Origin of the sequence: Sciscionella sediminilitoris, assembly GCF_000737195.2 — a bacterium.
Lineage (GTDB): Bacteria > Actinomycetota > Actinomycetes > Mycobacteriales > Pseudonocardiaceae > Sciscionella > Sciscionella sediminilitoris.
On the sequence record NZ_JALM01000028.1, the window covers coordinates 27551 to 50782 of the forward strand.

27 protein-coding genes are annotated in these 23232 nt (G+C 68.4%); 17 read left to right on the forward strand and 10 right to left on the reverse strand.

The annotated features are described in order from the left end of the window. Positions 1-44: 44 nt before the first annotated feature. Genes AD72_RS13745 through AD72_RS13755 form a run of 3 tightly spaced genes read left to right on the forward strand, consistent with a single transcriptional unit; the run spans position 45 to position 3011 of the window. Complete coding sequence (locus tag AD72_RS13745; RefSeq protein WP_082468935.1) at positions 45-1577, forward strand: ATP-binding protein; 1533 nt, start codon at positions 45-47, stop codon at positions 1575-1577. Beyond that, on the forward strand, positions 1574-2245 hold the full coding sequence (locus tag AD72_RS13750; protein WP_031466886.1) for a response regulator: 672 nt from the start codon (positions 1574-1576) through the stop codon (positions 2243-2245). The genes AD72_RS13745 and AD72_RS13750 overlap by 4 nt, the downstream gene beginning before the upstream one ends. Then, positions 2238-3011 carry a class I SAM-dependent methyltransferase gene (locus AD72_RS13755; RefSeq protein WP_031466887.1) on the forward strand — a complete coding sequence of 258 codons (774 nt, stop codon included), beginning with the start codon at positions 2238-2240 and terminating at the stop codon, positions 3009-3011. The genes AD72_RS13750 and AD72_RS13755 overlap by 8 nt, the downstream gene beginning before the upstream one ends. Here AD72_RS13755 and AD72_RS13760 read toward each other — a convergent pair. Then, positions 3008-4549 (reverse strand): Na+/H+ antiporter, encoded by a 1542-nt coding sequence (locus AD72_RS13760; RefSeq protein WP_031466888.1) that lies wholly within the window; start codon positions 4547-4549, stop codon positions 3008-3010. The genes AD72_RS13755 and AD72_RS13760 overlap by 4 nt on opposite strands. A gap of 37 nt (positions 4550-4586) precedes the next feature. Here AD72_RS13760 and AD72_RS13765 point away from each other — a divergent pair, with 37 nt between their 5' ends. The 10 genes from AD72_RS13765 (at position 4587) to AD72_RS13805 (ending at position 11857) form a co-directional block, all read left to right on the forward strand. After that, positions 4587-4844, forward strand: coding sequence for a UBP-type zinc finger domain-containing protein (locus AD72_RS13765; protein ID WP_037345765.1), 258 nt, complete (start codon positions 4587-4589; stop codon positions 4842-4844). Positions 4845-5077: 233 nt separating this feature from the next. Continuing rightward, a complete protein-coding gene (gene purD / locus AD72_RS13770) occupies positions 5078-6310 on the forward strand; it encodes a phosphoribosylamine--glycine ligase (RefSeq protein ID WP_031466890.1) in 1233 nt (410 codons plus the stop codon). A gap of 114 nt (positions 6311-6424) precedes the next feature. Further along, complete coding sequence (locus AD72_RS13775; protein WP_031466891.1) at positions 6425-6856, forward strand: hypothetical protein; 432 nt, start codon at positions 6425-6427, stop codon at positions 6854-6856. Continuing rightward, positions 6853-7668, forward strand: coding sequence for a hypothetical protein (locus tag AD72_RS13780; protein ID WP_031466892.1), 816 nt, complete (start codon positions 6853-6855; stop codon positions 7666-7668). Before AD72_RS13775 ends, AD72_RS13780 begins: the two co-directional genes overlap by 4 nt. Further along, a complete protein-coding gene (locus AD72_RS13785; RefSeq protein ID WP_031466893.1) occupies positions 7661-8425 on the forward strand; it encodes an ESX secretion-associated protein EspG in 765 nt (254 codons plus the stop codon). Before AD72_RS13780 ends, AD72_RS13785 begins: the two co-directional genes overlap by 8 nt. Positions 8426-8541: 116 nt before the next feature. Then, positions 8542-8856 (forward strand): hypothetical protein, encoded by a 315-nt coding sequence (locus AD72_RS13790; RefSeq protein WP_031466894.1) that lies wholly within the window; start codon positions 8542-8544, stop codon positions 8854-8856. 15 nt (positions 8857-8871) lie between these two features. After that, on the forward strand, positions 8872-9960 hold the full coding sequence (locus AD72_RS13795; RefSeq protein WP_037345768.1) for a transglycosylase SLT domain-containing protein: 1089 nt from the start codon (positions 8872-8874) through the stop codon (positions 9958-9960). A gap of 44 nt (positions 9961-10004) precedes the next feature. Next, positions 10005-11189 carry an aminotransferase class I/II-fold pyridoxal phosphate-dependent enzyme gene (locus AD72_RS13800; RefSeq protein WP_031466896.1) on the forward strand — a complete coding sequence of 395 codons (1185 nt, stop codon included), beginning with the start codon at positions 10005-10007 and terminating at the stop codon, positions 11187-11189. Between the two features lie 91 nt (positions 11190-11280). Then, the gene (locus tag AD72_RS37170; protein ID WP_031466897.1) at positions 11281-11448 is read left to right on the forward strand and encodes a hypothetical protein; all 168 of its coding nucleotides are present in this window, start codon (positions 11281-11283) and stop codon (positions 11446-11448) included. Between the two features lie 205 nt (positions 11449-11653). Beyond that, complete coding sequence (locus AD72_RS13805; protein ID WP_031466898.1) at positions 11654-11857, forward strand: antitoxin; 204 nt, start codon at positions 11654-11656, stop codon at positions 11855-11857. Between the two features lie 13 nt (positions 11858-11870). Here AD72_RS13805 and AD72_RS13810 read toward each other — a convergent pair whose 3' ends face one another. Genes AD72_RS13810 through AD72_RS13830 form a run of 5 tightly spaced genes read right to left on the reverse strand, consistent with a single transcriptional unit; the run spans position 11871 to position 15991 of the window. Next, positions 11871-12689, reverse strand: a complete 819-nt coding sequence (locus AD72_RS13810; RefSeq protein ID WP_020499567.1) for an amino acid ABC transporter permease — start codon at positions 12687-12689, stop codon at positions 11871-11873. Positions 12690-12691: 2 nt separating this feature from the next. Continuing rightward, the gene (locus AD72_RS13815; protein ID WP_031466899.1) at positions 12692-13465 is read right to left on the reverse strand and encodes an ABC transporter substrate-binding protein; all 774 of its coding nucleotides are present in this window, start codon (positions 13463-13465) and stop codon (positions 12692-12694) included. Then, positions 13462-14214: an amino acid ABC transporter ATP-binding protein gene (locus AD72_RS13820; protein WP_156365184.1), complete on the reverse strand. Its 753-nt coding sequence runs from the start codon at positions 14212-14214 to the stop codon at positions 13462-13464. Before AD72_RS13820 ends, AD72_RS13815 begins: the two co-directional genes overlap by 4 nt. A gap of 23 nt (positions 14215-14237) precedes the next feature. Beyond that, a complete protein-coding gene (locus tag AD72_RS13825) occupies positions 14238-15119 on the reverse strand; it encodes an amino acid ABC transporter permease (RefSeq protein WP_031466901.1) in 882 nt (293 codons plus the stop codon). Continuing rightward, positions 15116-15991: an ABC transporter substrate-binding protein gene (locus AD72_RS13830; protein ID WP_031466902.1), complete on the reverse strand. Its 876-nt coding sequence runs from the start codon at positions 15989-15991 to the stop codon at positions 15116-15118. The genes AD72_RS13825 and AD72_RS13830 overlap by 4 nt, the downstream gene beginning before the upstream one ends. 238 nt (positions 15992-16229) lie before the next feature. Here AD72_RS13830 and AD72_RS13835 point away from each other — a divergent pair, with 238 nt between their 5' ends. The 4 genes from AD72_RS13835 to AD72_RS13850 are packed head-to-tail and all read left to right on the forward strand — an operon-like array spanning position 16230 to position 20580. Next, positions 16230-16700: a (2Fe-2S)-binding protein gene (locus tag AD72_RS13835; protein ID WP_037345773.1), complete on the forward strand. Its 471-nt coding sequence runs from the start codon at positions 16230-16232 to the stop codon at positions 16698-16700. Next, positions 16697-19063, forward strand: coding sequence for a xanthine dehydrogenase family protein molybdopterin-binding subunit (locus AD72_RS13840; protein WP_031466904.1), 2367 nt, complete (start codon positions 16697-16699; stop codon positions 19061-19063). Before AD72_RS13835 ends, AD72_RS13840 begins: the two co-directional genes overlap by 4 nt. Continuing rightward, complete coding sequence (locus AD72_RS13845; RefSeq protein WP_031466905.1) at positions 19060-19914, forward strand: FAD binding domain-containing protein; 855 nt, start codon at positions 19060-19062, stop codon at positions 19912-19914. The genes AD72_RS13840 and AD72_RS13845 overlap by 4 nt, the downstream gene beginning before the upstream one ends. Positions 19915-19923: 9 nt before the next feature. Continuing rightward, positions 19924-20580: an SRPBCC family protein gene (locus AD72_RS13850; protein ID WP_031466906.1), complete on the forward strand. Its 657-nt coding sequence runs from the start codon at positions 19924-19926 to the stop codon at positions 20578-20580. 1 nt (position 20581) lies between these two features. Here AD72_RS13850 and AD72_RS13855 read toward each other — a convergent pair whose 3' ends face one another. The 4 genes from AD72_RS13855 to AD72_RS13870 form a co-directional block, all read right to left on the reverse strand. After that, complete coding sequence (locus AD72_RS13855) at positions 20582-21055, reverse strand: GNAT family N-acetyltransferase (RefSeq protein ID WP_197284962.1); 474 nt, start codon at positions 21053-21055, stop codon at positions 20582-20584. A 43-nt stretch (positions 21056-21098) separates the two neighbouring features. Continuing rightward, positions 21099-21785: a YqeB family protein gene (locus AD72_RS13860; protein ID WP_051898580.1), complete on the reverse strand. Its 687-nt coding sequence runs from the start codon at positions 21783-21785 to the stop codon at positions 21099-21101. Then, positions 21782-22393 carry a TetR/AcrR family transcriptional regulator gene (locus tag AD72_RS13865; RefSeq protein WP_031466909.1) on the reverse strand — a complete coding sequence of 204 codons (612 nt, stop codon included), beginning with the start codon at positions 22391-22393 and terminating at the stop codon, positions 21782-21784. Before AD72_RS13865 ends, AD72_RS13860 begins: the two co-directional genes overlap by 4 nt. Before the next feature lie 72 nt (positions 22394-22465). Continuing rightward, positions 22466-23224 carry an Abi-alpha family protein gene (locus AD72_RS13870; RefSeq protein WP_197284963.1) on the reverse strand — a complete coding sequence of 253 codons (759 nt, stop codon included), beginning with the start codon at positions 23222-23224 and terminating at the stop codon, positions 22466-22468. Positions 23225-23232 lie beyond the last annotated feature (8 nt).

Sequence of the window (23232 nt, forward strand, 5' to 3'; positions counted from 1 at the left end):
GCGCGGTGCCGTCACGATTGTGTTCATATCGTTCACGGATGCGGATGAGTGTCGCCAGACAACTACTCCTGCTGCAGGTGGTGGTCGTGGTACTGCTCGTCGCGGCGGGATCGGTGCTCTCCGTGCTCGACGCGCGACGGGCCGCGCAGGATCGGGCGCGCGAGGTGGTGCGCACCGTCGCCGAATCGCTCGCCGATCTGCCCGAGCTGCCCGCGGACACGAAGGAGCTGCAGCCGCTGGCCGAACAGGTTCGCGCGGACACCGGGGTCGACTTCATCACGATCATGCGCCCCGACGGGGTGCGCTACACCCATCCGAACCCGGGCCTGATCGGGAAGCGGTTCCTCGGGAACACCGCGCCCGCGCTCGCCGGGCACACCTTCACCGAGACCTACACCGGAACACTCGGCCCTTCGATGCGTGCGGTGGCGCCGGTGTTCGACCGGCGGCATCAGGTGCGTGCCCTGGTCGCGGTCGGCATCACGATCCGCGAGGTCACCCAGGAACTCCGCGATCGGTTGCCGGTACTGCTCGGGGTGGCCGCGGTGGTACTGGTTGCCGGGCTGGCGGGCAGCTACCTGGTCAGCAGGCGGCTGCGGCGCCAGACCCGCGGGCTCGCCCCGGACGAGCTGGCCCGGATGTTCGACTACTACGAGGGCGTGCTGCACGCGGTCACCGAAGGGCTGGTGCTGTTCGACCGCGAGGGCAGGCTCGCGCTGTGCAATGACGCGGCACGCGAACTCCTCGCACTCGAGGGCGATCCGCGCGGGCGCACCGCCGCGGAGCTCGGGTTCGCCGGGGAGCTGGCCGGTGCGGTGGTCTCCGCCGAACCGCGCACCGATGAGATCCACGTGACCGATACCGGCGTGCTCGTGGTCAACGTGGCCCCGGTGCACGCGCGCGGGCGACGTCTCGGCACCGTGGTCACCCTGCGGGATCACACCGAGCTGCAGGCCCTGACCGGGGAGCTCGACGCGGTGCGCGGCTTCGCCGAATCGCTTCGCGCCCAGGCCCACGAATCGGCGAACCGGCTGCACGCCGTGGTCTCCCTGGTCGAGCTCGGCCGCCCGGAACGGGCCGTCGAGCTGGCCACCGAGGAACTGGCCACCGCGCAGCAGCTCACCGACCGGGTCGTCGGCGCGGTCACCGAACCCGTGCTCGCCGCCCTGCTGCTCGGCAAATCGGCGGAGGCGAACGAACGCGGGGCAGAACTGAGCGTCACCGAGGACACCGAGGTCGGTGAAGGGCTGCTGGAACCGCGCGAACTGATCACCGTGCTGGGTAACCTGATCGACAACGCCATCGACGCGGCCATCGAGAACGCCGCTGCGGCCCGGCCACGGGTGGAGGTGACCGTGCGCGTGCACGAGGGCGAACTGCTGCTGCGGGTCACCGACAGCGGGCCGGGGGTGGACGCGGAGCAACTTCCGCAGCTGTTCCGCCGCGGCTGGACCACGAAATCCGGTGGCCGTGGCCTCGGGCTCGCGCTCGTCGGCCAGGTGGTGCGCAGCAGGGGCGGATCGATCGAGGTGCACGGCGCGGAGTTCAGCGTGCGGATTCCCGTGGAGCGGCGATGATCGCCGTGCTCATCGTGGAGGACGAACCCGAGGCCGCACGGGCGCACGAGGACTACGTGTCGCGGGTGCCCGGATTCACCGTCGCCGGGGTGGTGCACTCCGGGGCCGAGGCGCTGCGGTTCTGCGCCCGCGAACACGTGGACCTGGTACTGCTCGATTTCTACCTGCCCGATATGCACGGCCTCGCCGTCTGCCGTGCGCTGCGCGGGGTGGACGTCATCGCGGTCACCTCGGCGCGCGATCTGGCCGTGGTGAAGGACGCGGTGTCCTCCGGGGTGGTGCAGTATCTGCTCAAACCGTTCGCTTTCGCCGCACTACGGGAGAAACTGACCCGCTACGCCCGGTTCCGGGAACAGGCCGCGCGCACCGGAGAGGTCAGCGATCAGGCCGAGCTCGACGGGATGTTCGCCGCGCTGCGCACCCCCGACCATCACGCCCTGCCCAAGGGCATGAGCCGGAGCACCCTGGACGCGGTGCGCGCGGTACTCGGCACCGCCGGAGAAGGGCTCTCCGCCGCCGCGGTCGCCGAGGCCATCGGCGCCACCCGGGTCACCGCGCGCCGCTATCTGGAATACCTCGCGGACAACGGGATCGCGCGCCGGGCACCACATTATGGTCAGGTCGGGCGGCCGGAGGTCAGGTTCTTTATAGTTGATCCTCGTGGTTGACTCCGTTTCCCGTTTCGACGGCTTCGCCGAGGAATACGACCGTGTCCGGCCGAGCCCGCCCGCCGCACTGTTCGAACTGCTGCGCCAGTACACCGGCCGGGAATCCCCGACCGTGGTGGACCTCGGCGCGGGAACCGGACTGTCCACCGAGCCATGGCAGGACATCGCCGGACAGCTCTACGCCGTGGAACCGAATGCCGAGATGGCCGCGATCGCGCGCGCCCGGGTCCCGGGGCTGACCATCGCCGACGGGACCGCCGAACACACCGGACTGCCGGACGCGTGCGCCGATCTGGTCACCGCGAGCCAGGCGCTGCACTGGTTCGACGCCGAACGGGCACTGCCCGAGGTCGCCAGGATCCTCAAACCCGGCGGGGTGTTCGCCGCCTACGACTGCGACTGGCCGCCGACCGTGCACCCCGAGGTGGACGCGGCCTATCTGGAGTTCGAGCGCAAGCACTACGCGGCGCAGATCGAGCTGAACCTGTTGCCGCGCAAGGCGAACAAACACGAGCACGCGCAGCGGATGCGGGACAGCGGCCAATTCCGGCTGGTCCGCGAGATCGCGCTGCACGCGCAGGATTCCGGCGACGCCGCGCGGTTGTGCGCTGTCGCGGAGAGCCAGGGCGGCACGGTCGCCCTGCGCAGAGCGGGCGTCGGGGACGAAGGCATCGGCATGGACGTGCTCGCCGCGGCGGCCCAGCGCCACCTCGCGGAACCGCGCACCTGGTGGTGGACCTACCGCGTGCGCCTCGGCGTGGTCTAGCGGTCCAGCGAGGCCTCGTCCTCGTCCAGTTCCCGCTGCACCCGGCGGAACACCTCGTCATCGATATCGCCGTTGTCCCGCGCTTCGATGAAGGTCGTGCGCTCCACCTTGATCATCTCGCGGCGGATCCGGCGGAACTTCGACATCGGGGTTTCCTCGTCCTGGCGGCCGAGCTGCTCCCACACCCCGTTGGCGCGCAGTTCGGCGGCGGCGCGCAGCCGGTCGATCAGTTTGGTGTGTTTCCCGGTCTGGTCGAGTTCGTCGAGCCGGTCGATGGAGCGTTTGGCCGCGGTGTGCCGGATCTGGGCTTCGGCGAGCCGGTCCTCGTGCTCCTCGTTGCCTTCCACTCCGAGCCGGTTGATCAGCCAGGGCAGGGTCAATCCTTGCAGCACCAGGGTTCCCACCGTCACCACGAAGGCGCACAGCAGGATCACCCCGCGTTGATCGGCCGCCATCGCGATGGGCAGCCCGACCGCGGGGGCGAGCGAGACCACCCCGCGCATCCCGGCCCAGGACAGCACGGTGACATGTCTCCAGCTCGGGCGCGGATCGTTGCGGCGCAACAGTAATCGCGGAATATAGGTCGCGGGGAACAGCCAGGCGATGCGCACCACGATCGTCACCACCAGCAGGACGAGCGCGACGAGGAACACCGAGACGGACACCCCGCTCGCCTCCACGGCGTTGCGCAGCTGTAGTCCGATCAGCGCGAACACCATCGATTCGAGCAGCATCTTCACCGCGTCCCACACCGCGGCGTCCTGCAAACGGGTGGCATAGCCCGCCTTGGTGGAGTTGTGCCCGAGGTAGAGCCCGGCCGTGACCACCGCGAGCACGCCCGAGGTCTCCAGGTCCTCCGCGATCAGATACGCCCCGAACGGCACCAGCAGGCCCATCGCGCTCTCCAGGATCGGGTCCCCGATCCGCATCCGCACCTGGTGCACGAGGTAGCCGATGACCAGCCCGATCACGATGCCGCCCGCCGTGGCGAGGGCGAACATCCACAGCCCCCTGCCGAACGAGAACCCGGTGCCGATCGCCGCGGCCACCGCGACCTTGTAGGTGGTCAGCGCGGTCGCGTCATTGCCGAGGCTTTCCCCGGAGAGCAGGGTCATCAGCTTGCGCGGCAGCCCCAGCCTGCGCCCGATCGCCGTGGCCGCGACCGCGTCCGGCGGTGCCACGATCGCGCCGAGCACCAAGGCCGCGGGCAGCGAGAGCGAGGGAAGCAGCCAGTAGGCGGTCAGCCCCACCGCCGCCGCGGTCACCAGTACCAGTCCCACCGCGAGCAGCGCGATCGGGCGGATGTTCGCGCGCAGGTTCACATAGGAGGACTCCAGCGAGGCCGAGTAGAGCAACGGCGGCAGGATCAGCGCCAGGGTGAGCTCGGGGTCGATGTCGAAGGCGGGCAGCCCGGGGATGAACGAGACCGCGAGCCCGGCGGCGAGCAGCACCAGCGGGCCGGGGATCTTATAGCGCCGTGATGCGGCCGTCACCACGAGTGAACCGGCCAACAGCAGCAGCATCTCCACCCCGGACATCGGGTCTCCTCCTCGTACGGCGGACTAGACTGAGCTCATGAGCTGTGTGCATGTGCAGGCACTCCCCGAGCTGCGCATCGATGCCGGGCAGGGATGCGCCGATTGCCTCACGCTAGGTGAAGATACCTGGGCACACCTGCGTGCCTGTTTAACCTGTGGCCATGTGGCGTGCTGCGATTCCAGCGAGCACCAGCACGCGAGCGCGCACCACGCGGCGACCGGCCACCCGGTGATGCGTTCGGTGGAACCCGGGGAGAGCTGGCGCTGGTGCTACGTGGACGCGCGGCTGGTGTAGAGCACTTCTGAGAACCCCATGCCCTGCTGCGCTGCGACATCGGCGAAGTACCTTCGCGTGCCAGCGCGGCGCCTCGCGGCGTTGTCCTCCTCCCGCGCAGCGCCGCTGCGCTGTCGTCGTCCGCCTTGCTGATCTCGGGTGCGGGTGCCCCGCGGGGCACCGTCACGCTGCCTCCCGCTCGCGACGGGCGAGGGTTCCCAGAGGCACTCTGGCGCATGTCCTAGGCTGGCCCCGTGCGCGTTCTGGTGATCGGGGCCGGTGCTCGCGAGCACGCCCTCGTACTCGCGATGTCCCATGACCCCACGGTGACCGCCCTGGCCTGTGCCCCGGGCAATGCGGGCACCGCGGCCGTCGCCGAGCAGCCGGCGATCGCCGATCCGAACGACGCGGCCGCCGTGGTGGAGCTCGCCCGCGGCTGGTCGGCCGATCTGGTCGTGATCGGGCCGGAGGCACCGCTGGTCGCCGGGGTCGCGGACGCCGTGCGCGCCGCGGGCATCGCCTGCTTCGGCCCCTCCGCATCCGCGGCCCGCATCGAGGGTTCCAAGGCCTTCGCCAAGGACGTCATGCACGCGGCCGGGGTACCCACCGCACGCAGCGAGGTGGTGGACAACCCCGCGCGGCTGGACAAGGCGCTCGCCGGATTCGGCCCGACCTATGTGGTCAAGGACGACGGACTCGCGGCGGGCAAGGGGGTCGTGGTCACCGAGGACATCGAGGCGGCACGGGCGCACGCGCTGACCCTGCTGGACGGCGGCCACCCGGTGATCCTCGAGTCCTTTGTGGACGGACCGGAGGTCTCGCTGTTCTGCCTCGTCGACGGGGAGACCGTGGTCCCGCTGCTACCCGCGCAGGACTTCAAGCGCGTCGGGGACGGCGGGGTCGGCCCGAACACCGGCGGAATGGGTGCCTACGCGCCGCTGCCCTGGGCCGAACCCGGGCTCGCCGACACGATCGTGCGCACCATCGTGGAACCCACCGTTCGCGAACTCGCCGCGCGCGGGGTTCCGTTCAACGGGCTGCTCTACGCCGGGCTCGCGCTCAGCTCGGACGGGCCCCAGGTCATCGAGTTCAACGCGCGCTTCGGGGATCCGGAGACCGAGGCCGTGCTCGCCCTGCTGCGCAGCCCGCTCGCCGGGGTGCTGCACGCGACCGCGACCGGAAAGCTCGCCGAACTCCCGCCACTCGAATGGGCGGAGGGGACCGCGGTCACCGTGGTGCTCGCCGCCGAGGGCTACCCGGGCACCCCGCGCGTGGGCGACCCGATCACCGGGGCCGAGGCCGAGGGCGTGCTGCACGCGGGAACCCGCCGCCGCGAGGACGGGGCCATCGTTTCCTCGGGGGGCCGGGTGCTCGCCGTCGTCGGTTCCGGGGACGATCTCGACGCCGCCCGTGCCCAGGCCTATCAGCGCATCGAGGGCGTGCACCTGACCGGCGGGCACTACCGCACGGACATCGCCGAATTCTGAGAACCCCGACGGAACCCCGGCGGGTTCCGCTGCGTCGAACGACCGGTACGGCTGCCCGCTCCTTGGTAGCCTGCTGACTGGTACGCAAGCTCGGGGCAGGGGAAGGTGGTGTCGATGGCCGATACGCACACCGCCGATCCGCTGCAGCGCGCGCTCGCCGCGGTGGAGAACGCCGAGCTGCGGGCCACCGCGAGTGCCGAACGGGCCTTGGCGCCGAGCGGGATGCGCGACATCCAGGTCGACAAGGACAACGTGCTGCAGGTCGCCGAGGTCGTGCAGGAGGTACTGGACACCGAGGGGCGCAAGGTCCGGGAACTGCTCGGCGAGATCGGGATCCTGGCCCCGGGCGACGACCTGGTCAGCAAGGGGATGGCCGAAGCCTGGGACAAACGGCTGCGGACGAACCCGGACTCGCACGTGAACCGCATCCAGGGCTACCTGGACAGCCTGGCGCGACTGGTGGACCGGCTGGCCGAGGCCGCGCGCAGCTACGGGTTCAACGAGGAGGAGATCGCGGGCGCCCTGAACAAGGTGGGCAGGCAGTGAACGCCGACATCCCGGACTATCGCTGGGCGGGCTGGTCCAACTCCGAACTCGCACGCGAGATCCGGGCGATGCGCTCCGGAAAGGGCGTCGACTCGCTCTCCCTGGCCATCGGCAATCTGTTCGAGGCCGCGCAGGCGATGGCCGCCATCGAGGACAAACTGCGCACCCAGCTGGGCAAGCTCGGGGTCGTCTGGGGAGCGGGGCTCGCCGCGGAGCAGGCCGGTGCCACGCTCGGCGGGGCCGCCGAGCACGCGAGCCAGGGGAACGCCCGCACCGAGGCGATGCGCGCCGGGCTGGACCACACCACCGAGTCCTTCGTGCGCACCAGGAACGGCATGCCGGATCCGGACGAGCTGGACGGCCCCGCCGAGAAGGGGATGCAGACGATCGTGACCGGGTCCGGGGACTGGACGCGGGCCGCGCAGCGATCGCACGAGGCGCGGCAGCGCGCGGTCGACGGGCTGACCGGGTACACCGACGCGAGCCGGACCTCGGTCGCCCAGTCCGAGTCCACGGACGACCGCGAACCCCGGCAGCAGGGCGGCGGGTCGGGTTTCGACGCCGCTGCCGCCGTCGCGGGTATCGGTGGTGGCGCGGCCGGGGTCGCCGGGCTGCAGGGCCGCGGGGAACAGGTCGTGTACGGCAAGGACCGGGGACCCGCGCAGCCGCTGACCGGGCGCGGCGAACCCGACGAGGACCACGTGCGCAGATTCGCCGTCGAGGACACCGACCTGTTCAGTGAGGAACGTCCGGTCGCGCCCCCGGTGCTCGAGGGTCCGGTCGAGGAAGACCAGAAGGACGAGCGTGCCTGATTCCATCGTGCTCTCCCCGCTCGAGTTCGATGTGGCCTGGGAACTGGAGGGGCACCGCGAACCGCGCCCGGCGATCCGGGTACCGAGCCCGGGCCGCTACGAGTCCGAACGGGCCGAGCTCGTGCGATCCGCGCTCGACTCGCTCGGTGCGCGCGGGCTGGCCCGCCGGGGCCGGATCGACGGGGACCTCGCCGACCGGCTCGCGCTGCTCGCGAACTACCGGCTCGCCGTGGACACCTGGGTGTACGCCGAGCGGTGGATCACCGCGCTCGCCGTGACGAACCGGCACACCGCGCAGCTGGCCGTGGTGGACTCCGATGAGGTGTGGCTGATCCCGGCGCGGGAGAACGCGCTGGTCGAGGCCGCCGTCTCGGTGGCGGGCAGCGCCCCGCAGGGCGAGGGATCCTCGGTGAGCGTTCCCGAGGAGCTGCTGGTGCGGGTGGACGCGGAGACCGGGGGTGATCCGGAGGCGATGATCACCAAACTGGAGCGGGACGGCGTGCGGCTGAACTCGGCGCAGACCATCGCGCAGATGGCCGGGGACATCTCGGTGCGCGGCCAGTTCGGTGCCGAGTGCCGGGCCGCGGACGGTGGGCTGCGGCGCGCGAACCGGGTCGTCGGGTTCCATGACAACCCGTCTGGGCGATTTGCCCAAATCACCGGTCAGGCCAAGGACGGCACCACCTGGTTGACCATGACCCCGGCCGACAACGAGAAACTGGTCATGTGCGTTTGCGAATTGCTGGATGAGCTGTGAGCAGGCGAATTCGGGCTTAGAGTATTAGCGAAACCGGGCGAACGACGGGGAACCAGTGCCGCCCCGCCCACGTCCGAGGAGAAGACTTCGAAGCACCAGTAAGGGGGCCGAGCGCCATGGTGGACAAGTACTTCAACAAGGCCGAGTTCGAGACGATGCGACAGTCGATCGCCAAGTTGAAGACGGAGTACGAAAAGGTGGGGGACGCTCCGGACGCCCGCATGCAGCGGCTCGACCACAAGGCGTTCGGCGAGAACGAGCACTCCGGAACCACCGGCAAGGCGGTCACCGATCACCTCGGCGGGGTCAAGGAGAGCTACGGGACCGCGCGGAACCGGCTGCACGAGGTCGAGCAGGCCCTGGACGGGATCTACCAGGCGCACCTGGAAGCCGAGAAGGTCAACAAGGACAACCTCACTCCGAAGGACTGACGGGGAGCAGGACAGATGGCGGATGTAGATATCCCGGGCGCCGAGGACATCAAGGCTCAGGTGCAGCGCTGGCGCGGGGTGAACACGGCCGAGTTCAAGGATGTGCAGGGCAGCCTGGAGACGGCGGCCGAGCAGGCGGGGAACTCGCACAAGCAGCTGCAGGGCACGATCAGCAGCCTCGAATCGGCGTGGCAGGGCAAGGACGCGGACTCCTACAAGGGGTACATGCAGACCTTCGCGAACGCCTCGAAGGCCGCGCACGAACTGCTCAACCAGGGCGTGGAGAGCATCCGGGCCGCCGTCAAGGAGCTCGACGACGCCAAGGGCGAGATGGACGCCGCGATGAACCAGGTGGAGAGCTCCTACAAGCAGAAGCTCTCCGCCGAGGAGACCGAGGCGGCCAAGCATCCCGACCAGAACGGCGGCAAGCCGACCGAGGCGAAGAAAGCCGAGCTCGGCAAGGCGGCCGCGGACGAGAACCGGGACAAGATCACCCAGGCCGAGCACAAGGCCCAGGATGCGATGAAGAAGCTCTCCACCGAGCTCTCCAAGCAGACCTCCACCATGAAGGACACCTACAACAACGTGCCCAGCCCCGGCGGAAGCGGCGGGTCCTCGCTGAAGACCTCCTCGGTCAGCGGCGGCAGTGGGTACGGCGGCTTCTCCGGTGGTGGCGGCTCCGGCGGTGGCGGCGGAGGCGGCGGTATGGGCGCCTCGGGTGGACCGCCTGCCGGTGGCCCGCCGCCGGGCAACGTGCAGCAGTGGATCGACCAGGCCATCGCGGAGCTGCGCAAGGCGGGGGTTAACGTCTCGGACGCGGACAAGAAGATCATCTGGCAGATCATCGAGAAGGAGTCCGGCGGCAACCCGCACGCGATCAACAACTGGGACTCGAACGCGGCCAAGGGGACCCCCTCGAAGGGGCTCATGCAGTGCATCGACCCCACGTTCCAGTCGAACAAGCTGCCCGGGCACGACGACATCTACAACCCGGTGGACAACATCTGCGCCGGGGTGAAGTACTCGATCAGTCGCTACGGTTCGCTGTCCAATGTTCCCGGCGTCAAGGCGATGGCGCACGGCGGAGGGTACGTCGGCTACTGATGTGACAGGCTTGGGTTCTCCGCGAGTCTTAAGGAGCCAGGCCATTGTTACGAGTCGCCGAACGGGCCGCCGTCGCGCCGTTCCACGTCATGGAGGTGCTCTCCGCGGCAGGGCAGCGTCAGCGTGAGCGCGGTGACGTCGTCTCGCTCGCCGCTGGGCAGCCGTCGATCCCCGCGCCCGCGGTGGTGCGGGAGGCGGCCGCGCGCGCGGTGACCGAGCACCGCCTCGGGTACACCGAACAGCTCGGTATCCCGGAACTGCGTGCCGGGATCGCCGGACACTACCGGCGCAGCTACGGACTGAGCGTGGAGACCGAGGACGTCGTGGTGACCACCGGCTCCTCCGGCGCGTTCACCATGGCCTTCCTCGCCGCCTTCGACGCGGGTGACCGGGTCGCCCTGCCCAATCCCGGGTACCCCTGCTACCGCAACATCCTGAGTGCGCTCGGCTGCGAGGTCGTGGACCTGCCGTGCGGAGCCGAGCAGGGCTATGTGCCGACCCCCGAACTGCTCGACCGGCAGCAGGACCTCGCCGGGCTCGTGGTGGCCAGCCCGGCCAATCCGACCGGGACGGTGCTCGGCGCGGACCGGCTCGCCGAACTCGCCGGGTACTGCCGGGACCGCGGCATCCAGCTCATCTCGGACGAGATCTACCACGGGATCACCTACGGCGCGGACTCCGACTGCGCCTGGCGCACCTCCCGCGAGGCCATCGTGGTGAACTCCTTCTCCAAGTACTGGGCGATGACCGGCTGGCGCATCGGGTGGATGCTCGTGCCCGCGCGACTGCGCCGCGCCGTGGACACCCTGGTCGGCAACTTCTCCATCTGCGCGCCCGTGCACTCCCAGCTGGCCGCCGTCGCCGCCTTCGAACCCGCCGCCTACGCCGAGGCCGATGAGGCCGTGCGCGGATACGCGGGGAACCGGAAGATCCTGCTCGACGGGCTCGGTGCACTCGGGCTCGACCGGTTCGCGCCCGCCGAAGGAGCCTTCTACGTCTATGTCGACATATCCTCATTGACCTCGGATTCGATCGACTGGTGCCGCAGGCTGCTCGCCGAGACCGGGGTCGCCGTGGTGCCCGGAGTGGACTTCGATCCGGTACGCGGGAACGAATTCGTCCGTCTTTCGTTCGCAGGTACGAGTACGGAAATCACCGAAGGCCTGCGCCGTATCGGAGAGTGGCTGCCAGTGCACTCACCGGGACAGCGCTCCGGGTTCTCCGGGTGAAGTTCAGGGTCATACCTGTGGTGGGCCCGATCCGGCTCGTGGAGACTGGACGGCAGCAACGGCTGCGAAGTTTCGGAGATTGAAGGTTGACATGGTGCTGAAGGTGCTCGGTGGGATCCTGGTCGTCTGGGTGGGATTCATGGTCCTCGGCGCAGTGATCAAGGGCCTGTTCTGGCTGGTCATTGTCGGAGCGGTGCTGTTCGCGGGTACTGCGGCGTACGGCTACATCAAGAACAAGTCCCGCAAACAGATCCATTAGCGAATTGTCGTTGGGGCTTGGGCGCGGTGCGGGTGGCGGAACCCCGCCGCGGTGTGAGTTGAGAGGGTGGTGAAAGCGGCTGTGCCGCCGGTGAGCACGCTCTCGACGCTCCCCGAAACCCCGAAAAGGTGACGGAACGGCGGGTAGCGACTACGGTCGGCCCCGCGGTCCGAGCACGCGGACCGGGAGTGTGAAGGGAGCAATCATGGAATTCGGAGACCTCGCGAACAAGGCCAAGGAGTTCGCCGGAGAGCACGGCGACAAGGTCGAGCAGGGCCTGGACAAGGCGGGCGAGTTCGCGAAAGAGAAGTTCGGTCACGAGGAGCAGATCGACAAGGGCCTGGACAAGGCCAAGGACTTCCTCGGTGGCCAGGGCGAGCAGGGCGGCCAGGGCGGCGAGCAGCGCTGAACCCGGCCGCGCCTCAGGCCGGGTTCGCGGTGTTCTTGCGGACCCGGCTTGCGGCCACCGTCCCGCGCCGTTCCAGGTAGCGGGAGAGGTAACCGAGCGGGATGGTGAGCACGAGGTAGCACAGGCCCGCGACGATCACCGAGGTCAGGGATTTGAACTCGGTGAGCCCGACCTGACCCCACTTGGTGAGCTCGTACTCGTCGATGGTGAGCCCGAGCGCGTAGACCAGTGAGGAGTCCTTGGCGAGCAGGATGAGCTCGTTGGTCAGCGGGGGAAGCACGATCCGGAACGCCTGGGGGATGATCACCGTGCGGTAGGCCTGCGGGCGGGTCATGCCGAGCGAATCGGCGGCTTCGACCTGACCCTGCGGCACCCCGGTGATGCCGGCGCGGATGGTCTCGGATGTGTAGGCGGCCCCGACGAGGCCGAGCGCGAGCATGACCGCGAACCAGTTGTCGTAGCGGGCGTTGAACGCGATCGGCACCCCGTAGCCGAGCGCGATGAACACGAGCAGGGTCGGCACCCCGCGGAAGACCTCCACATAGGCGGTCGCGAGCCAGCGATACGGGGCGACCTGGGACATCCGCATCAGCGCGATGATCAGCCCGAGCGGGAAGCCGAAGGCGAAACCGAGCACCGTGTAGAAGATCGTGTTGACCAGCGCGGTGGACAGCACCCCGGGGAACTGCCCGGCGATCGCGACCGGATCGAAGAACGTGACACCGATCTGGCGCCAGTCGGCGAGCAGCGCGAGCACGAGAATCGCCGCGAGCAGCACGAGGTATTGCACGGCGCGGATCGCGCGTGCCCGTGGCGTTTTGGGAGCGCTCATTCTCAGGTGAACCATTTCTTGTAGAGGCGCGCATAGGTGCCGTCGGCGTAGGCTTTCCGCAGCACCCGGTCGATTTCCGTGCGCATCGCGGTATTGCCTTTGCGCACGCCGAATCCGAGTTTCTCCCCGGTGTCGAACTGCGCGGTGGCGACCAGGCCGGGGTTCTGTTTGGCGAAGTCCAGCAGCGGCCCGTTGTCCTGCATCGCGCAGGCGACCTTCCCGGTCTTGACCCCGGTGAACTCCACCGTCATCTCGTCGAACTGCACCACCTGCAGCGGATTACCGTGCGCGGCGTTCCATTTCCGGGTGTACTCCTCGCCCGTGGTGCCGACGAGAACGCCGATCTGCTTGCCGCGCAACGCATCCATACTGTTCGCCGGTTCGCTGGCCCGGCACAGCAATGCCTGCTTCGCGTCGAAGTACGGGATCGAGAAGTCCATGTTCTGTGCGCGCACCTTGGTGATCGTCATCCCGCCGGTGCCGATATCGCACTGGTTCGAGTTGTACGCGGTCCCGGACTGGATGCCCTCGAAGGAGGTGTCGATGATCTTCTGCGGCAGCCCGAGATCGCGGGCGACCAGATCGATCAGGTCCACGTCGAAACCGACGATCTCCCCGTGCTTGACCGACTGGAACGGTGCGAAGGACAGGTGCGTGCACACGGTGAGCTGGCCGGACGCCACGAGCGGGACTCCCTTGGGGCCCTTGACGTTCGCCGCCCGCGCGCAACCGGCGAGCACCAGCACGGCGGCGAGCAGGACGAGGACGCGCTTCATAGCACCTTCGCGAGGAAGGACTGGGTGCGCTCGTGCTGCGGATTGCTGATCACATCGCGGGGTTTGCCCTTCTCCACGACCACTCCGCCGTCCATGAACACCAGCGAATCGCCGACCTCACGGGCGAATCCCATTTCGTGGGTGACCAGCACCATGGTCATCCCGTCCTCGGCGAGCCCGCGCATCACGGCAAGTACCTCGCCGACGAGTTCCGGATCGAGCGCGGATGTCGGTTCGTCGAAGAGCATCAGTTTCGGTTTCATGGCAAGGGCCCGCGCGATCGCGACCCGCTGCTGCTGCCCGCCGGAGAGCTGGTTCGGGTAGGCATCGGCCTTGTCCGCGAGCCCGACCCTGGCGAGCAGTTCCTCGCCCTGCTGCTTGGCTTCCGCCTTCGGTACCCCTTTCACCTGGACCGGGGCCTCGATGACATTGCCGAGCGCGGTCATGTGCGGGAACAGGTTGAACCGCTGGAACACCATGCCGATCTCCCGGCGCTTCTCGGCGACCTCGTGCTCACGCAGTTCGTGCAGCTTGTCTCCGTGCTGGCGGTAGCCGACGAGTTCCCCGTCCACCCACAGCTTGCCCGCGTTCACCTTCTCCAGGTGGTTGATACAGCGCAGGAACGTGGATTTGCCCGAGCCCGAAGGCCCGATCACGCACATCACCTCGCGCGGGGCGACCTCGAGATCGATGCCCTTGAGGACTTCGAGGCGGCCATAGTGCTTGCACACGCCCTCGGCGCGCACCATCGGTTCCTGGGTGGGCTGCTCACTCATCGCGCTGCCTTCCTGAACGAGAACATCCGTTCGGCGAATCCCGGCTGCGTGGCGATTCCGCTCACGCCGCGCGAGTACCGCTTCTCGATGCGGGACTGGAAAATGCTCAGAATCGAGGTGAGCAGCAGATACCAGATGGCGGCCGCGATCAGCAGCGGAATCTGCTTGAGGTTGTCCGCGTAGATCTGCTGCGCCGCGGTCATCAGTTCGAAGTAGCCGATCACCACGACCAGCGAGGTGGTCTTGAGCATGGCGATCGTCTCGTTCCCGGTCGGCGGCAGGATCACCCGCATCGCCTGCGGCAACACGATGCGCCGCAAGGTCTTCCCCTGTCGCATGCCCAGTGCCGACGCGGCCTCGCGCTGTCCCTCGTCCACCGAGGAGATCCCGCCGCGCACGATCTCGGCCATGTAGGCGGCCTCGTTGAGCCCGAGCCCGAGCAGTGCGGCGACGAACGGGGCGATCAGCGTATTGGTGTCCACACTGAACGTTCCCCAGCCGATGCGCGGGTAGAGCAGGCTGAAGAAGTTCCAGAAGATCAGCTGGGTGATCAGCGGGGTGCCGCGGAAGAACCAGATGTACACCGCGGCCGCGCCGGAGACCAGCGGGCTGCGGGAAAGCCGCATGATCGCCAGGATGATCCCGCCGACCACCCCGATCACCATGGAAAGCACGGTGAGCACGAGGGTGTTGCGCAGCCCGGTGAGAATCCGGAAATCGAAGAGATAGCGCCACACCGTCGGCCACTCGAAATTCTTGTTGGTGACGATGCTGTAGATGACGCCGATCGCGATGAGCGCGATGATGACCCCGCCGATCCAGCGGCCGGGCCTGCGTACCGGAACCGCCTTGATCGGATCCTGGTGCTCAGTGTTCATGAGTAATCCGTAACCTTCGGGTTCACTTCGGCCTTCTTGATCGCGCCTTCGTCAAGGCCCCACTTTTCCAGGATCTTGCGATAGGTTCCGTCGTCCATGAGCGATTGCAGGCTCGCCTGGACCGCTTTCGCCAGGCCCGTATCGTCCTTCGGGACGGCCACACCGTAGGGCGCGTTCGCATAGGATTTGCCGACCTGTTCGAGCTTGCCCTCGGACTGCTTGATCGCGTAGGCGACGACGGGGGAATCGGCGAGCTCACCCTGCACCCGCTTCGCCGCGAGCGCCAGGTTCACATCGGTCTGCGCCTGGAACTGCATCATCGTCGCGGGCGGCTTGTGCTGCTGCGCGCAGCGTTTGTTGCGCGCGTTGAGGTCGTCGACCTGCGTGGTGCCCTTCTGCACGGCGATGGTGGTCCCGCACAGATCGTTATCGTCCAGCCGGTTCGGATTGCCCTTGAGCGTGCCGAGCGAGGTTCCCGCGATGTAGTAGGAGACGAGATTGAGTTCGGCGAGCCGGTCGGCGCTGATGCTGAACGAGGAGATCGCCGCCTCGTATTTGTGCGCCTTGATGCCGCCGAGAATCCCGTCGAAGCTGGAGTTCTGGAATTCCGCCTCGAGGCCGAGCCGTTTCGCCATGGCGCGCCCGATATCCACGTCCATTCCGACAAGCGCCCCGGAATCCCGGAACTCGTTGGGCGGATAGGTCTGGTCGTTCGCGATCAGCAGCTTGCCGTCCTCGGCGTCCTTGGCCGGGACGAGGCTCGCCAGCTTCGGGTCCTTGCTCACCGGAGGGAGCACGGTCTTCGTGGAATGCCCGGTCGGTTCCCCGGTTCCGCCGATACCGCAGGAGGTCAGTGTGAGCGCGGCGACCACGAACGGTAAACATCGGGTGACTAGTCGGCTAGTTCCTCGCGAAGACACGGGCGAATCCTGCCACCTCCAAGCGGGTGATGGGGAGAGGCGGAAGGCGTGTTCTTCGTGTTCCGCATCTGCGGACTCGGTCCCGCGCACGATATGCGCAGACGCGGAGCATGTTGTGTCCGAACTCCGAGGAGGGCAGGCTTGGGGGTGGCTGTGGTCCCGATCACTACTCCCACCACCAGGAGGGTCCATGCGCATCACGATGACCGTCGACGGAACGTCCTATACCGACGATGTCGAGCCCCGAACCCTGCTTGTCCAGCATCTTCGGGAAAATCTCGGCAAGGTGGGCACCGTCATCGGCTGTGACACCAGCAATTGCGGTGCGTGCACCGTGCATCTGAACGGTCGCTCAGTGAAGTCGTGTTCGGTGCTCGCGGTCCAGGCCGACGGCGCCGAGATCACCACCATCGAGGGGCTCGAACGGGACGGTCAGCCGCATCCGGTGCAGCGGGCCTTTCACGAGAACCACGCGCTGCAGTGCGGATTCTGCACGCCCGGGATGATCATGCAGTCCATCGATCTGCTCGGCGACACCCCGGATCCGAGCGAGGAACAGGTGCGCGAAGGACTCGAGGGCAATCTCTGCCGCTGTACCGGTTACCAGAACATCGTCAACGCCGTGCGTGCCGCGGCGGGTGAGCTGGGGGCGAAGCAATGACCTCGACCGTGGAACCCGAACTCGGCAAAGCCCGCACTCGCAAAGAGGACGCGCGGCTGATCAGCGGTCGCACCAGGTGGACCGACAACATCACGCTGCCCGGGATGCTGCACATGGCCATCCTGCGCAGCCCGGTCGCGCACGCCAGGATCGGCAGGATCGACACCGATCAGGCCCGGGCGAGCTCCGGAGTGGTCGCCGTGTTCACCGGCGCGGACCTCGCCGCCGAGCAGGGTTCGCTGCCGTGCGCCTGGCCGATCACCCAGGACCAGAAATCCCCGAACGCGCCCTCGATCGCGGAGAGCACGGTGAACTTCGCCGGGGAGGCGGTCGCGGTCGTGGTCGCCCGCAGTGCGGCCGAGGCGCGGGACGCGGTGGACCTCATCGATGTGGACTACGAGGATCTGCCGGTGGTGCTCGATCTGGAGGCCGCGTCCGGTGACGAGGAGGTCATCTATCCGGAGCTGGGCACGAACCGCAGCGCGAACTGGGTCTTCGACTCGGCGCAGGCCGGTTCCGGTGGCGATGTGGAGGACGCGATCCGGGACGCGGATGTGGTGGTGCGCCGCAAATTCCGCCAGCAGCGGCTGATTCCCGCGTTCATGGAGCCGCGTTCGGTGCTCGTGGACCCGACCGGGCCGCAGACCACGCTGTACTCGGCCACCCAGGTGCCGCACATCGTGCGCCTGATGCTCGCGATGAGCCTCGGCGTCCCCGAGCACAAGATCCGGGTGATCGCCCCGGATGTGGGCGGTGGCTTCGGCGGCAAGCTCCAGGTCACCCCGGAGGAATTCCTCACCTTCCTGATCGGGCGCAGGCTCGGCAAACCGGTGAAGTACACCGAAACCCGCACCGAATCGCTGCTCGCCGCGCACCACGGCAGGGACCAGATCCAGCGGCTGACCCTCGCCGCGCGCGGGGACGGCACGATCACCGGTCTCAAGGTGGAACTGCTCGCCGATATGGGTGCCTATCTGCGGCTGGTCACTCCCGGCGTGCCCATCCTCGGCGCGTTCATGTTCAACGCGATCTACAAGATTCCCGCGTATCACTTCTCCTGCACCAATGTGTTCACCAACAAGGTGCCCACCGATGCCTATCGCGGGGCGGGCCGCCCGGAGGCCACTTTCGGGATCGAGCGCATGATGGACGAGCTCGCCGTGGAACTCGGCGTGGATCCGCTCGAGATCCGGGAGAAGAACTGGATCAAACACGAGGAATTCCCGTACACCACCGTTTCCACGCTCACCTACGATTCCGGCAACTACGAGGCGGCCACCGCGCGGGCCAAAGAACTGTTCGGCTACCAGGAACTGCGCGCCGAACAGGCCCGCAGGCGGGAGAACGGGGACCCGGTGCAGCTCGGTATCGGCCTCTCCACCTTCACCGAGATGTGCGGGCTCGCCCCGTCCCGGGTGCTCGGCTCGCTGAACTACAGCGCGGGCGGCTGGGAACACGCCGAGGTGCGGATGCTGCCGACCGGAAAGGTCGAGGTGGTCACCGGTTCCTCGCCACACGGGCAGGGACACGACACGGCGTGGTCGCAGATCGTCGCCGACCGGCTCGGGGTGCCCTTCGAGGATGTCGAGGTGCTGCACGGGGACACCCAGATCTCCCAGCGCGGCATGGACACCTACGGTTCGCGTTCCCTGGTTGTCGGCGGGATCGCACTGGTCAAGGCGCTGGACAAGGTGATCGAGAAGGCCCGCCCGATCGCCGCGCATCTGCTCGAGGCCGCCGAGGACGACCTGGAGTTCACCGCGGGATCCTTCGGGGTGCGCGGGACGGGCGCCGCCGGGGTCACGATCACCGATATCGCGCTCGCGGTGTTCGCCGCACACGATCTGCCGGACGGGGTGGAACCCAATCTCGACTCCGAGGCCAGTTATGACCCGGAGAACTTCTCCTTCCCGCACGGCACTCACCTGTGCGCCACCGAGGTGGACACCGAGACCGGCGCGGTGCGCATCCGCTCCTATGTGTGCGTGGACGACATCGGCAAGGTGGTCAACCCGCTCATCGCCGAGGGACAGGTGCACGGCGGGCTCGCCCAGGGCATCGCGCAGGCGCTCTACGAGGAGGCGGTGCACGACGAGTTCGGCACCCTGACCACGGCCTCGCTCGCGGACTATCTGGTGCCCTCGGCGATGGATCTGCCGCGGTTCACCACGGACATGACCGAGACCCCGGCGACCTCGAATCCCTTGGGCGTCAAGGGAGTCGGTGAGGCGGGCACGATCGCGTCCACCCCGGCCGTGGTGAACGCGATCCTCGACGCGGTGCGCCAGTTCGGGGTGCGTGATATCGAGATGCCCTGTACCCCGCAACGGGTCTGGCAGGCGATCCAGGGAGGTTCGAAGTGATTCCCGCACCCTTCGACTACGCCGCACCGTCCACTGTGGAGGAGGCGGTCACCGCGCTCGCCGATGCGGGCGAGGACGCCAAGGTGCTCGGCGGCGGGCAGAGCCTGATGCCGGTGCTGCGGATGCGCCTCGCCGCCCCGACCACGGTGGTCGACCTCGGCCGGATCCCCGAACTACGCGGAATCCGCGAAGAGGCCGATGCGCTCGTGATCGGTGCCATGACCACCCATGATGAGGTGTGCCGGGACGAATCGGTGCACGCGCACGCCGCCCTGCTCGCCGAGGCGACGCGCACCGTTGCCGATCCGCAGATCCGGCACCGGGGCACCTTCGGCGGTTCGCTGGCCCACGCGGATCCCGCCGGTGATCTGCTCGCGCCCGCGCTCGCCCTGGACGCGAGCATGACGATCGCCGGACCGGACGGGCGCCGCACCCTGCCCGCGGCCGAGTTCTTCGTGGACTTCTTCACGACCGCGCTCGCCGAGAACGAGATCCTCGTCGAGGTCCGGGTGCCCAAACACACCGGATGGCAGGCACACTACGAGAAGTTCAACCGGGTCGCCCAAGCCTGGTCGATCGTCGCGGTCGGGGCCGCGCTGCGGATGGAGAACGGCACCATCGCCGAGGCGAAGGTGGGACTGACCAATATGGACACCGTTCCGGTACGCGCGCGTGCGGTGGAGGCGGCGCTGGTCGGCGGCCCTGCGACGGCCGATGCGGTGCGGGCGGCCGCGCGCAGTGCCGCCGCCGAGGCGAATCCGGGTACCGATGCCAACGCCGATGCGGCCTACCGCACCCAGCTGGCCAGGGTGCTCACCGCGCGCGCGGTGACCGCGGCCGCGCGAACCTAGGAGGAATGCTTGCGGTTAAGCCATGAATTCTCCGTTCCCGCGCCCATCGACGTGGTGTGGGCGGCGCTGCTCGATCCCGAGCGGGTCGCCCCCTGTATGCCGGGCGCCACGCTCGAATCGGTGGAGGGCAACGAGTTCCGCGGCACGGTGAAGGTCAAACTGGGACCGGTTTCCCTGCTGTACAAGGGAACCGGAAAATTCGAGCAGACCGAGGAGGCCACGCGCACCGTGGTCATCGCGGCCAGCGGGAAGGACTCCCGGGGGAACGGCACGGCCGCGGCCACGGTCACCGTGACACTGAGCGAATCCGGCGCGGGAACCAGCGGCGCGGTGGAGACCGACCTCAACATCACCGGGAAACCCGCCCAGTTCGGCCGCGGCATGATCGCCGAGGTCAGCGGGAAGATCCTGGCCTCCTTCGCCGAATGCCTCGCGGACAAGCTCGCCACGCCGGAGGCGGCAACCGGACAGGAGGAGCCGGAACCGGCAGCGTCACCGGACGAGCCCGCGCCGCAACCGAAACCGCAGGGCGAGGCCATCGATCTGATGGACTACGCGGGCGGCACGGTCGCCAAACGCGCGCTCCCCGCGGCGCTGGCAGCCGTGCTGCTCGCGGTGCTGTTCTCCGTGTTGCGCCGCAAACGGGCGCGGCGCGGGAGCGAATAGCTCACCGGGTGGTGCCGAGCGCGGCGATGTAGATGGCCGCGGGATTGCCGGGCGGCCAGTCCGGGAACGGATCGATCGTGTCCACCTGCACGAACCCGTTCCGCTCCCAGAACGCGCGCGTCGCCACATAGGGCTGGTATCCGGCGCGCGCGTCGAGGGTCTTGACCTCCAGCACCAGGAGCCCGTCCGCGGCCAGTTCGCGCACGAGATGGTCGAGCAGCCGCGTGCCGACGCCGTTTCCCCGCCGCGGCCCGGCGACGGCCAGCCACCGGATTTCCGCGGCGTGGGCCGAACGCCGGTCCACGATGGCGAAACCGGCGAGCCCGGTGCCCTCCTCGGCGACCCAGGCCGGGTGTTCCCGGAGCTCGGCGGCGATCTTGTCCGGGACATCCTCGGTGAAGTATTCGGGTAGTCCCCGCACGATGGCGACACAGTCGGCGGTGTCGGCGGGCACGGCCCGGCGGACGGTGCACACCACGTGATGCTCGCAGGCTCCGCAACGGGACGCAATCGGGTTTCTACAGCCTGCGGTACTGCTGCGCCTTGTTCCGGTCCCGGACCGCGATACCGTTGTCCTGCAAGCGATCCCGCAGCACCTCGGCCTCGGCGGCATTGTTCGCCCGCAGTGCGGCCTTGCGCTCTCGCAGCAGTGCGTTCGCCGTGTCCTCGAGATCGGGGTGGCCGTCGAGCCAGTCGCGGTACTCGGTTTCGTGCGGATCCACGGTCAGCAACTGCGGATATCCGCGGTCCCGCAGCCGTTCCGCGAGCACGTTCTTGGCCAGATCGGTTGCCGGGGAACGGAAAAGCTCCCGCCCGTCGCGCTCGATGAGCACGAGATCCTTGCCGTCCACGAGGATCGAGCCGATCTTGGCGCGCGCGATGAACCGTTCCTCGCCGTCCCGCGCGGTGTGCAGCCCTTCCTCGGTGATGGTGACGGCCAGTGCCTCGCGTTTGGCGATCTCGGCGAGCACGATCCCGCCGGCCAGCCCGAGCACCGCCAGCAGCGGGACCAGCCACACCGTGGGAATGTTCGCGGCGACCCGCAGGGCGGCGGGCGCGGAGGAGAACACCGACGCGATCCAGTGCACCACCGGTTTGAGCACGAAACCGATGCCGAGGCCGACCGGGAGACCGATGATCCGGAAGAACCACAGCCAGCCCTGCGGAATGCTCACCCGGTCCTGCCCGGGAAGTGTCGTGGTCATGTCCTGTCTCCCAAGCTCGTGTCATTCCCCAGGAACCGTGCGACGATCAGCTTCAGCATGGGCACCGGATCGGTTTTCGCATCCGGATCCGCGTTCAGGTAGGCGGCGTCGATGATCGACCGGATCCAGGTGGCTGCCTCGCCCGCGTCGAGCTCGGGGTCCACGGAACCGGCCGCCGCGGCTTTCTCGATCAGTTGGGTGAATCCGGTGTGCACGATCGCTTCGTTCGCCATGACCACCCTGGCCAGTTTGGGGTCATCGTCGATCACCCGGAGTAGCTCCACCAGCAGGCCATGTGCCAGGTCCTCGCGGGCGGGTTCGGCCAGTGTTCCGACGATGTCCAGGATCGAGGCGAGCGGATCGGTGGTGTCGGCGTGCCCGGCGAACAGGGCCTCGCTGTCCGGGATGTCCTGCTCGAAGATGGCCCGGAAGATGGCGTGCTTGTCCGTGAAGTAGTAGAAGAGGCTGCCGGTGCTGATCCCGGCCGCCCGCGCGATCGAGGCGGTCGTGGTCTTGGCGAACCCGCGCTTGGCGAACAGCTCGGCCGCCGTCTCGACGACGAGGGCGCGCCGTTCCCGGTGTCGCGCTTCGTCCACCGTGCGTGCCATGCCCGAATAATAGACTGACTGGTCGAACTATGAAAAATCCCCTGCTCACCGACCGTGGTGACACGGGTGTGTTCAGGCGGAGGCGGTGCCCTCGATGGTGAGTTCCCCGGGGAAACAGATCCGGCAGAAGTCCACCCCGAACGGAGTCAGCGCGATGCTGCGCCGGACCGTGCGTGCCGCCCTCCCGGCCTCGCGCACCGCCTCGGTGACCGTCGGCTGCACCTCGACCACCTGATACCGGGCGGCGTCCACGGGCTCCTTCCAGAACCAGATGAGGCCGAGCCGTTCGAGGTTGTTGAGATAGGCGGGGACTTTATCGGTTTGTCGACATCCGGCGAGTTCGCCGATCATCGAGAGGCCGTAGGCGACCTGGGCGGAACCCACGCCGAACGGCCGCCCGGTGCGCACGTCGATCGCCGGCTGCGCGCCGTCGGTGGCGAACACCCGCAGTATCCGCGCCTCGTCCGGGGCGAGTTCGTCGATGATCCGGGCATAGGCCGGGTGCACGTACTCCGCGGATTCGGTGAAGCTCACATCGGCCGAGCGCTGCAGCAGCGCGGCCCCCTTGGCACGCAGGGCCGAGGCGTTCACGTAGCCGGGGCGCGCGCCCGCGGGGAGATTGTCCGCGGGGAGCCCGAGCGCGGTCCGGGAGACGGCGCGCAGCTGCTCACCGGCGCCCTGGGCCAGTTCGGCCGGGGACTGGCCCTCGATCGCGGCGCGCACGATCGCCACCCCGACCGTCGCCGAGGCCTCGGCCAGCTTGCCCGCCGTGCGCAGCAGCTCGTTCGCCGAGTTCCGTGCGCGCTCACTCGCGTCCTGTACGAAGTTCATGACGCGCC

Excerpts from the sequence above, each read along its gene's own strand:
- AD72_RS13840 (WP_031466904.1), top strand. The coding sequence starts at position 16,697 with ATGACCTCGACCGTGGAACCCGAACTCGGCAAAGCCCGCACTCGCAAA.
- AD72_RS13760 (WP_031466888.1), bottom strand. The coding sequence starts at position 4,549 with ATGTCCGGGGTGGAGATGCTGCTGCTGTTGGCCGGTTCACTCGTGGTG.
- AD72_RS37170 (WP_031466897.1), top strand. The coding sequence starts at position 11,281 with ATGGTGCTGAAGGTGCTCGGTGGGATCCTGGTCGTCTGGGTGGGATTC.
- AD72_RS13865 (WP_031466909.1), bottom strand. The coding sequence starts at position 22,393 with ATGGCACGCACGGTGGACGAAGCGCGACACCGGGAACGGCGCGCCCTC.
- AD72_RS13825 (WP_031466901.1), bottom strand. The coding sequence starts at position 15,119 with ATGAACACTGAGCACCAGGATCCGATCAAGGCGGTTCCGGTACGCAGG.
- AD72_RS13805 (WP_031466898.1), top strand. The coding sequence starts at position 11,654 with ATGGAATTCGGAGACCTCGCGAACAAGGCCAAGGAGTTCGCCGGAGAG.
- AD72_RS13870 (WP_197284963.1), bottom strand. The coding sequence starts at position 23,224 with ATGAACTTCGTACAGGACGCGAGTGAGCGCGCACGGAACTCGGCGAAC.
- AD72_RS13775 (WP_031466891.1), top strand. The coding sequence starts at position 6,425 with ATGGCCGATACGCACACCGCCGATCCGCTGCAGCGCGCGCTCGCCGCG.
- AD72_RS13750 (WP_031466886.1), top strand. The coding sequence starts at position 1,574 with ATGATCGCCGTGCTCATCGTGGAGGACGAACCCGAGGCCGCACGGGCG.
- AD72_RS13835 (WP_037345773.1), top strand. The coding sequence starts at position 16,230 with ATGCGCATCACGATGACCGTCGACGGAACGTCCTATACCGACGATGTC.
- AD72_RS13765 (WP_037345765.1), top strand. The coding sequence starts at position 4,587 with ATGAGCTGTGTGCATGTGCAGGCACTCCCCGAGCTGCGCATCGATGCC.
- AD72_RS13795 (WP_037345768.1), top strand. The coding sequence starts at position 8,872 with ATGGCGGATGTAGATATCCCGGGCGCCGAGGACATCAAGGCTCAGGTG.
- AD72_RS13815 (WP_031466899.1), bottom strand. The coding sequence starts at position 13,465 with ATGAAGCGCGTCCTCGTCCTGCTCGCCGCCGTGCTGGTGCTCGCCGGT.
- AD72_RS13790 (WP_031466894.1), top strand. The coding sequence starts at position 8,542 with ATGGTGGACAAGTACTTCAACAAGGCCGAGTTCGAGACGATGCGACAG.
- AD72_RS13745 (WP_082468935.1), top strand. The coding sequence starts at position 45 with ATGAGTGTCGCCAGACAACTACTCCTGCTGCAGGTGGTGGTCGTGGTA.
- AD72_RS13860 (WP_051898580.1), bottom strand. The coding sequence starts at position 21,785 with ATGACCACGACACTTCCCGGGCAGGACCGGGTGAGCATTCCGCAGGGC.
- AD72_RS13820 (WP_156365184.1), bottom strand. The coding sequence starts at position 14,214 with ATGGTGCGCGCCGAGGGCGTGTGCAAGCACTATGGCCGCCTCGAAGTC.
- AD72_RS13810 (WP_020499567.1), bottom strand. The coding sequence starts at position 12,689 with ATGAGCGCTCCCAAAACGCCACGGGCACGCGCGATCCGCGCCGTGCAA.